This window comes from Tangfeifania diversioriginum, from assembly GCF_900141875.1.
Lineage (GTDB): Bacteria > Bacteroidota > Bacteroidia > Bacteroidales > Prolixibacteraceae > Tangfeifania > Tangfeifania diversioriginum.
This window is the reverse complement of record NZ_FQZE01000061.1, coordinates 1-8,360: the sequence shown is the minus strand read 5'-3', so window position 1 is coordinate 8,360 and position 8,360 is coordinate 1. Positions and strand designations below refer to the sequence as shown.

Below are 8,360 nucleotides of genomic sequence, written 5' to 3'. Positions count from 1 at the left end.
TAATATTTTGTTTGCACTTTGAAGCTAAATTGTGTGACTTTTTTGTATGTAATTTATTGACAATCAATTGTTAATATTGTTTTTCAGCAAACCTTAAATAATATTGCTTATTCTTTAGAATGAAGTTTGTAAAGAAATGAGCGAAACTCACCTACGCTAAAGCTTCGGTGAGCGAAGGTGGAGCTGGCGGGAGTCGAACCCGCGTCCAAACGAGGAAGCAACAAGCTTTCTACATGCTTAGCCCTAACTTAATTTTCGGGTTTCGGCAGGATTAGGGCCACCAACCGAGACCTTATTCCCTTTAATTTCACCAGAACGTCGGGACTCCGTTCCGGTTAGCTTCGATTTTTTCTGCACCGCCGGTTCGGGTAGCCTCGAAGCGAGGGCACCCGGGCGATGTCTTGTTCCGACGCCTTGCGTCGGAATTAAGCGTTAACCTACTGTGATTCGGTTACGCAGCAAGAGCGTAATTATTTTCGCCAATTAAAATTGTGACTGTTATTTTTTACGGGTCAACAATCAAAACCCGGCATGCTTACTTGCCTCTTCTACCCGCTGTCAAAACCAGTCAGCCCCGGTAGTTATAAAAGGCAAATTTGCCAAAGAACAGAAATGCAAAATTACTAAAATCGTGCCAATAAAAAAGTCATTTCAATAAATTCAACTTTCAATAAACTGCCTGTAGTGATCGAAGCGTTCAAAAATTTGTTCTACGTAAGTATAAGGCTCAATTCCCCTGACATATCCGTATTTCATTTCCGGTTTGTTATAATTATCCGGATAACTCAGTTCCAGTATCATCTCTTCCACATTGTTGTCCCAGCGATTGGGATCGAGGTTGTTCATTTCAGCCAGTTTGCGGGCGTCAAGCACATGGTAGTACCCACAGTTATAGGAAGCCAGTGTGAATTTTATGCGTTGCACCGAATCTTCCACCTCTTCGAAATTATCCCATAAGCGTTTTAAAAATTTTGTACCTCCTTTTATATTTTGTTCCGGATTGGAACGGTCGCTCACACCCAAATCTTCTGCCATCGCAGGCATAATTTGCATCAATCCGCCGGCTCCTGCCCATGAACTGGCACGCGGTTCGAACCGTGATTCCTGATAAATTTGCGAAGCCAACAGTCGCCAGTCCCAGTCAATTGAATCGGAATATTCCTTTATCAGCTCGTCATATTCGCTGATACTGTTATTGGTCAGGCTGTAGAAATCACTTTGCACCCGTTGCCTGAAATTTCGTCGGTTTTTGAAATATTTGTTGTAGATGACATAATAATCCACTTCATCTTTCATCTCACTCAACCAACTGTTTATTTCATCCAGCAGCTCATTTGAACCAGGTGCCACGGCCCATGCCACGCGTTGCGAAAAACTAATTGGCACATCGATGTCGAGAATATGATAATACGAAGCATTGATGCTTGCAATATTGTCGTCGGCAACAGTGTATTTAATGTCGCCATCCACTACCATTTTTATAATCCGGTCGGTAGAAAGGGTCCCGGGCAGCGTATCGATGTGGATTTCGCCGCCAATTTCGCGCGACAAGTTTTTCAGCCGCCTGAAATAGGAAGAATTCTCGCGCACTGAAACCGTGTCGCCAATCAGTTCAATGGCATCGTGCACCAGTTCTTTTTCAACGGCACTCCAACCCATACGGCGCCAGTTCTCGGGTTTCCGCTGCACAAGCACCTGGTGGGTCAGATAGAGGTAATCGGTAAAATTCACTTCCTCTTTGCGGTCGCTGGTAATGGTTATTCCATGCGCCACCAGGTCAATTTCACCACTGTTAAGGTTGTTCAGCAAACTATCAATATTTTGCGAAACAACTATTTCCAGTTCAACGCCAAGGTGATCAGCAAAACGTTTCAACAATTCATATTCAAAACCCATGGGTTGGCCGCGGTATAAAAAATAGCTGGTTCCGCTATAGGTAGTCAGCGCCCTCAACTTCCCTTCGCGTTTTATCTTTCTCAGAATCTCGACATCTGTTTCCGGAGTTGGATCAATATTGCGCCTTTTTTTATCGGAATTTGGGCCGCAACCTGATAAAATACTCAACAACAGTATGATTAATAAATAATTTCGCATATAGTTTTATTTATATTAACGCAAGTTCTGTTCCTTTGTTTTCAGCAGTAGTTGTGCTGCCAAATTGACTTTTCTTTTCAATAATCAACAAAAAAATTCAAAAACAAAAATGAATTACTTTCAGATGTTAGGAATTGTAATCGGACTTATTGCATTTTTGAAACCATTTTACATGCCTGTATTCCCCTGAGATGAAAACAGGTTTATTGTAAAAGCTTACTCCCCCTAAAGGCCGGCATGGGTAATTCCGGTAGCAATTTAATGAATATTACGTTTCGATACCAATTTTTCTTCTTTCACTATGTTGCCATTACTGTCAGTAATAATAACAACCGCCACTCCATTAAATGCGGGAAATTGAACAGCATTGCTGCCCGGCTGTAATTTTTGCGCTTTAATTAACTGGCCGGCAGAACTATATATGCTTACCCCAAAATCACCGGCTGTGGGTATATTCCCGACTATAAAATTTCCAAAAACAGGATTAGGATGAATGGTAATTTCATGCAATGGAATTTTATATCCCGACGAGCTTAAAAGAAATGAAGGAATACAATCATCATACGAAGGGTTTAAGTATTTTTCTTTTTCATTTTCGCGGTAACAAACAAACTCCCAAAAATGGTAACAACAAGTGGGAATATCAGTAATATGTCCCAATAATCCATTTTTAATGCTCCCTATCCCTTCAATCCAATATTCTTCATCTTCAAAATAGTAATTACGCCAGGTATCTACTTTGTACCTTCTTCTGAGCTGCCCGTCAATTTCAACAGAATCAATGGTTCCAATCACGGTATAATCATACCCGGAATTTGAATGCCACACCGTATCGCCTTCCTGGACATCAAAATCGTACAGTAACCATTCATCTTCATGCGGAAAACCCAAAAAATCGCTTCCTTTATAATAAATTTTTTTATCCTGTTCGCGAATTAATCCGGCCAGTTCCCTTGCAGGTTTTGCCAGACTCCCTTTTTCCAGACACAATTTTTTATAGTTTATTTGATTTACCGTTGTGTCGCCACCTAAAAAATAGCGAAGCAAAACCGTATCGACAGGAGCTTCCGAGATGCTGTATTCGAGATAAACATTCCATTGTGCATTTTCTGTGGGGAAAGGGAAATAAGGCAAATTTTCAGCCGAAAAGATGTTAAAATATGACTCGCCCTTTTCTTCAATTGCGGCAAGTAATTCCAAAATCCAGTCATCTGATTTAGTGGAATAATCAATGAAATATCCGGAATCCGTTTTCGATAAAATTACTGCATATTTTCCATCCTCCATCCTGAAATAACTGTCGTCGTTGCATTGTTGTCCTCTAATTTCACTCAAAAACGAAAAAACCGAATCTCCGTTTTCATCCAACCCCTCAAAAATCCGTTCGATTATTTTGAATTCCGAATAATTAATGATGAATTCCTGCGAAAAAACCGTATCAGGAAGTTCTGCATCTGTTGAAGATTTTAAAACCGAATCGATTTCAATATGATACTTTTCAATCACTCTGTCATACTGAATTCGAAAACCATCTGCCTTCAATGAATCAAAATGGCTGACAAAAATAGTATCGGTTTTTTGAACGGAACACTCAATTACCAGGTCAGCATCAAGGTACCAACGTGCAATTTCAAATTGTGAAATAATTCTTACAGAAAAAGCAGTAACCGGGAGGAATAGAATTAAAAACAAAAGGTTCAGGTGAGTTTTCATTCTGTTGAAAAGCTTTTTGTTGAAATGAATTTTTGCTTACTAAGTTAAAGCATAAAATCAACATTTCAAACGCTTTCCCCAATTCAAATAAACAGCTCCCTTAGCGATCCGAAAAAATCTTCTTCCCAGCCTTCTGAAATATTTTTAAAAGCTTCATCGGGAATATTGGTGTGGTGCAGCTCCACGCTGGTGCCTTTTTTATCGGGATGCAGCTTAATGGTCACGATTGAATTTTCGGACTCCTCGCCAAAAAACCATTGCTGTACAATTTTTTTGTTCTCCTCAAATTCAAGGTTAACTCCGGAAATGCTACCGCCCCACAGCGAAAACTCCGTGCCCGGAACCGGCACCATCACGGCATCTTCGCCCGTCCATATTTCCAGCATTTTTTTGTTGGTGAGTGCGTTGTACACATCTTTAGGCTCGGCGTTCAGATTGAAGTAGCGTTTTAAATCTTTCATGGTAATGGTTTTATTTTTTTCAAAAGTAACTGAATTTATCAATGCCCGGATACGATTTTCAAATTTTACCAATTCATATTAATACTGAAGTATTGAATAAACGAATGGCTGGTTCTCCAAAATTTATCCAGATTTTCTTTTTAACATTGCACTAAAAATTGCGATGAAACTGTTGATTGTTGAGGACAACCTGAAGCTTTTGGATACCATCAAAGAAACCCTCGAAAGTGAAAAATTTTTGTGCGAGGCAGCAGCAAATTACGAAACAGCACACGAAAAAATTTTCCTTTACACCTACGATGCGTTAATTGTTGACATCAACCTGCCCGATGGAACAGGCCTCGACCTCATCAGAAAAATGAAGCAACAAAATTCAACCACCGGAATTATTGTAATATCGGCGCGTAATTCGCTCAACAACAAAATTGAAGGCCTCGATTTGGGTGCCGATGATTACATTACCAAACCCTTTGACATGGCAGAACTTGTGGCACGTGTAAAAGCCCTGCTCCGCCGCCGCAACTTTTCGGGGAACGACATTATTACACACAACAAAATTACAGTAAATACTGTTAACCGGAGTGCTGCCGCAGGAAACCAGCAATTGGATCTCACAAAAAGCGAATACGATATTCTGCTCTTCTTTTTGTCGAATCCCGGCCGGGTATTAACCCGCGAAAGCATTGCCGAACACATTTGGGGCGATAATATGGATTTGGCCGATTCGTTCGATTTCATCTATTCGCACATTAAAAACCTGCGTAAAAAAATCACCGCTGCCGGCGTTGACAACCCATTAAAAGCAGTGTACGGAGTTGGTTACAAACTCGAAAAAACAACAACATGAGACTGATTAAACGTACCTACATTTACACTTCGTTATGGATGCTCCCCATTATCCTGATTGGAAGTATTTTTTCTTTTTTAATGATTGAATACGTTAGCTACGAGGAGATTGACGAGTTTTTGACCTACGAAATGGAGCGCCTTGTGGAATACCACGAGGAAAATAATGATTTGCCCGAATTTCACCAGGTAGCCCGGATTATTGAAGATGTGAAATACGAAAAGCCTTTTTTTAAAGATACGCTTCTGCTCGAACCCGGCGACAATGAAATGGTGCCTTACCGCGAACTTTGGTTTTCAATTAATCACAACGGCCGCGATTTTACACTGGTTATTCAGCACCTGATGCTTGGCCGCGACGATATTGCGCAAGGGGCATTGCTCATTATTTCAGGAATTGTACTGTTAATCCTGCTTTTCGCTTTTCTGTCAGTGAACAGGGTAACCGGAAAAATATGGACACCGTTTTACGATACACTGCACAAAATAACGCGTTTCAAAATTAGCGAACCGCCGCCGGAATTTACAAATTCGGACATTGATGAGTTCAATGCCTTAAATTCGTCGCTTAGCGAGTTGTTGAAAAAAATTAAAAAAGATTACCAGCACAACAAGGAGTTTAATGAAAATGCTTCGCATGAACTGCAAACACACCTGGCTGTGATTAAATCGAATGCCGGGAAACTACTGGACAACTCCGGCGGAGATGAGAAAAGAACGGAAACGGCATCCAAAATCTATTCGGCTGCTACTCAGCTTTCACAGGTGCAAAAATCGTTGCTGCTGCTCAGCAAAATCAATAACCGCGAGTTTAGCGACAACATTGAACTAAACCTTGAAGACCTCATGAAACAGGTACTTGAACTTTTTGCCGAAACCATAACGCTTCGCCAGATTAAGTTATCGGCAAACACAAAGCCCAGCACTGTTTTTATGGACAAAGGACTGGCCGAAATTCTCATCAACAACCTCATAAAAAATGCAGTAAAACACAACATTGAAAACGGGTACATTTCAATCAACCTTTCACCCCAAAAGCTGGAAATAAAAAACAGCGGAGAACCTTACGCAGGAAATCCCGAGCATCTTTTGCAACGTTTCTCAAAAGGAAAAACCGGGATCAGCGGCATTGGCCTGGCTATTGTAAAAGAAATTTGCGACTTGTATAACTTTGAAATTCAATACGATATTAAAAACTCAACACATAAAATCACCATTCATTTTTCCAAATAGTAAATCTCCAAAATCTCTCCAGAATTGCTTTCTATTTTTGCTTTCAAATTAAAAAAATGGAAAACATGAAACAGAAAGCAGATATTTTAAAGAAATGGAAAACATTACTTTTAATGGCAGTGTTTACAGGAATTTTCGGAGTGGCCAGCGCACAGTACACAGGACCTGGCTCCGAAGCAAAAACCCAAACAATAAAAGATGTTTTAGACACCGCCCTTAAATTAGACCGCAAAGACACAATGGTAAAAATTAAAGGTTTTGTTGTGGAGAAAATTAAGGATGAAGAGTATTGGTTTAAAGACGAAACCGGGAAAATTAAAATTGAAATTGACGACAAACATCTGCCCGATTCACCGTTCGATGAAAAAACAGAACTGATAATTACCGGCGAAGTGGATTATGATTTACTGGAAGGAACCGAAATTGAAGTGGAGAAAAAAGTAGAAATTGCTGCTAAAATTCCGCAGGACACAACTTCTTCGTCCGCAGAAAATGATTAAACTGATACCCCATCCAATGAAAATTTCAATCTACACACTGTTCCTGATTGCAATGCTTGCCGGGTGTTCCCACACAAGTAAGGACAATACCTGGGCAGCAAAAATTGAAGAAATTTGCCCGGGTGCCGAAATTGTTGAAGTAGAACACAAAGAGGGCTATTCGGAGATTGAATACCTGTGCAACGGAGAAAAATTTGAAGTGGGGTTGGATGAAAACTTCGAAATTATTTACACCGAAAAAAGGGCTGATATACCTGATGAAGTTTTGGAAAAAATCAGGAAAAAGCTCGACAAAGCTTACCAGGGCTGGAAAATTGACGAGTGGCACATTGTTGAGATTAAAGACACCGCGAGTATAAAAGTTGAGCTGCTGAGAAACGGCATTGAACAAAATGTATATTTCTCCCTCGACGGCAAATATTTCAGGCCGCTTAACGTGGCCGGAAGTGACAAATGGACTTCGGAACAACTGGCCCTGGAATTCCAACACAAAAAGCTGCCCTACAATTTCCTGCTGCCCGATAAAGTTTTCGATCTTCCTGAAAAATTGCGCGAAATTTCCGGGATTGAAATGATTACAGAAAACGAAATATTTATGGTTCAGGATGAACTGGGCGCACTTTTCAAATACGATTTGGAAAAAGAAACAGTTGTTGAAATGCTGCGGTTTACCGACGAAGGCGACTTTGAAGACCTTGCCCTCTCCAATGAAACGGCTTATGTTTTGCGGAGCGACGGGGCTATTTTCACATTCAACTATAAAAAGTTTAACGGGAAAGCAGAGGCAACTTCAGTTCCGGTTCAATCTACCAACATCGAGGGGTTGTTTTTCGAGCCAACTAAAAACCAACTTCTGATGGCCAGTAAAAACGAACCTGTTAACGGAGCCGCAGATGAAAGGCCGATTTACCAGTTGGCAACAGACGAATTAAATCGCCCCGAAATATCGTTTTTTGTAAACAACAACCAAATCAACAACCTCTTTTCAGAAAAATATCCAGGGTTAGTTGCACCCGGTAATGAAGTGGTGCTCAATCCATCGGCTATCGCTGTTCACCCGCTCACTGACGAAATTTATGTTTTGTCGGCTTCCGACCGGCTACTCGCCATTTTCAGCAACAAACAACTTGTTGAAATAATTCCGCTACCCTCGGATATGTACCATAAACCCGAAGGGCTGACATTCTCAAAATCGGGCGACCTCTATATTTCAAGCGAAGGAATCAAGAATGGATATGTGAATGGCCAGGTTTTTCATTTTTCGAACTAACTATTAAAAAAATAATGGAAATCAATAGCTTACTAATATTTTTCATTCTTCTTGGTTTATCGCTTGGTATTTTTGAAAACTCCCTCGTTACCGGAAAAACACTATCAAAAATCAATTTCATGCAAGCCCTTAAAGTGGCATTTATTTTAAGGTTTGCTGAAAAACAATATTAACAATTGATTGTCAATAAATTACATACAAAAAAGTCACACAATTTAGCTTCAAAGTGCAAACAAAATATTA

General features: G+C 40.2%; 7 protein-coding genes and 1 other RNA gene. 4 read left to right on the top strand and 4 right to left on the bottom strand.

The genetic code is table 11. The features are described 5' to 3' along the window. Nucleotides 1-175: 175 nt before the first annotated feature. The 4 genes from ssrA to BUC07_RS20070 form a co-directional block, all read right to left on the bottom strand. Nucleotides 176-576, bottom strand: a transfer-messenger RNA (tmRNA) gene (ssrA, locus tag BUC07_RS20085). 84 nt (nucleotides 577-660) lie between these two features. Continuing rightward, nucleotides 661-2,094 carry an MltF family protein gene (locus BUC07_RS20080; RefSeq protein ID WP_073174077.1) on the bottom strand — a complete coding sequence of 478 codons (1,434 nt, stop codon included), beginning with the start codon at nucleotides 2,092-2,094 and terminating at the stop codon, nucleotides 661-663. Between the two features lie 258 nt (nucleotides 2,095-2,352). Further along, nucleotides 2,353-3,807 carry a T9SS type A sorting domain-containing protein gene (locus BUC07_RS20075; protein ID WP_073174075.1) on the bottom strand — a complete coding sequence of 485 codons (1,455 nt, stop codon included), beginning with the start codon at nucleotides 3,805-3,807 and terminating at the stop codon, nucleotides 2,353-2,355. 83 nt (nucleotides 3,808-3,890) lie between these two features. Next, entirely contained in the window at nucleotides 3,891-4,268 is a 378-nt protein-coding gene (locus BUC07_RS20070) for an SRPBCC domain-containing protein (protein WP_073174081.1), read from the bottom strand. 163 nt (nucleotides 4,269-4,431) lie between these two features. Between BUC07_RS20070 and BUC07_RS20065 the strand changes: the two genes are divergently transcribed. From BUC07_RS20065 to BUC07_RS20050, 4 genes are all read left to right on the top strand, one after another. Further along, on the top strand, nucleotides 4,432-5,115 hold the full coding sequence (locus tag BUC07_RS20065) for a response regulator transcription factor (RefSeq protein WP_073174073.1): 684 nt from the start codon (nucleotides 4,432-4,434) through the stop codon (nucleotides 5,113-5,115). Further along, nucleotides 5,112-6,347, top strand: coding sequence for a sensor histidine kinase (gene porY / locus BUC07_RS20060; protein ID WP_073174070.1), 1,236 nt, complete (start codon nucleotides 5,112-5,114; stop codon nucleotides 6,345-6,347). Before BUC07_RS20065 ends, porY begins: the two co-directional genes overlap by 4 nt. 65 nt (nucleotides 6,348-6,412) lie before the next feature. Further along, entirely contained in the window at nucleotides 6,413-6,847 is a 435-nt protein-coding gene (locus tag BUC07_RS20055; RefSeq protein WP_175552584.1) for a NirD/YgiW/YdeI family stress tolerance protein, read from the top strand. 16 nt (nucleotides 6,848-6,863) lie between these two features. Next, complete coding sequence (locus BUC07_RS20050) at nucleotides 6,864-8,117, top strand: SdiA-regulated domain-containing protein (RefSeq protein ID WP_175552583.1); 1,254 nt, start codon at nucleotides 6,864-6,866, stop codon at nucleotides 8,115-8,117. The last annotated feature ends 243 nt before the right edge of the window (nucleotides 8,118-8,360 follow it).

What these genes read in the sequence shown, in the direction of transcription:
- BUC07_RS20075 (WP_073174075.1), bottom strand. Translation starts at nt 3,807, where the DNA reads ATGAAAACTCACCTGAACCTTTTGTTTTTAATTCTATTCCTCCCGGTT.
- BUC07_RS20070 (WP_073174081.1), bottom strand. Translation starts at nt 4,268, where the DNA reads ATGAAAGATTTAAAACGCTACTTCAATCTGAACGCCGAGCCTAAAGAT.
- BUC07_RS20050 (WP_175552583.1), top strand. Translation starts at nt 6,864, where the DNA reads ATGAAAATTTCAATCTACACACTGTTCCTGATTGCAATGCTTGCCGGG.
- BUC07_RS20055 (WP_175552584.1), top strand. Translation starts at nt 6,413, where the DNA reads ATGAAACAGAAAGCAGATATTTTAAAGAAATGGAAAACATTACTTTTA.
- BUC07_RS20080 (WP_073174077.1), bottom strand. Translation starts at nt 2,094, where the DNA reads ATGCGAAATTATTTATTAATCATACTGTTGTTGAGTATTTTATCAGGT.
- BUC07_RS20065 (WP_073174073.1), top strand. Translation starts at nt 4,432, where the DNA reads ATGAAACTGTTGATTGTTGAGGACAACCTGAAGCTTTTGGATACCATC.
- porY (WP_073174070.1), top strand. Translation starts at nt 5,112, where the DNA reads ATGAGACTGATTAAACGTACCTACATTTACACTTCGTTATGGATGCTC.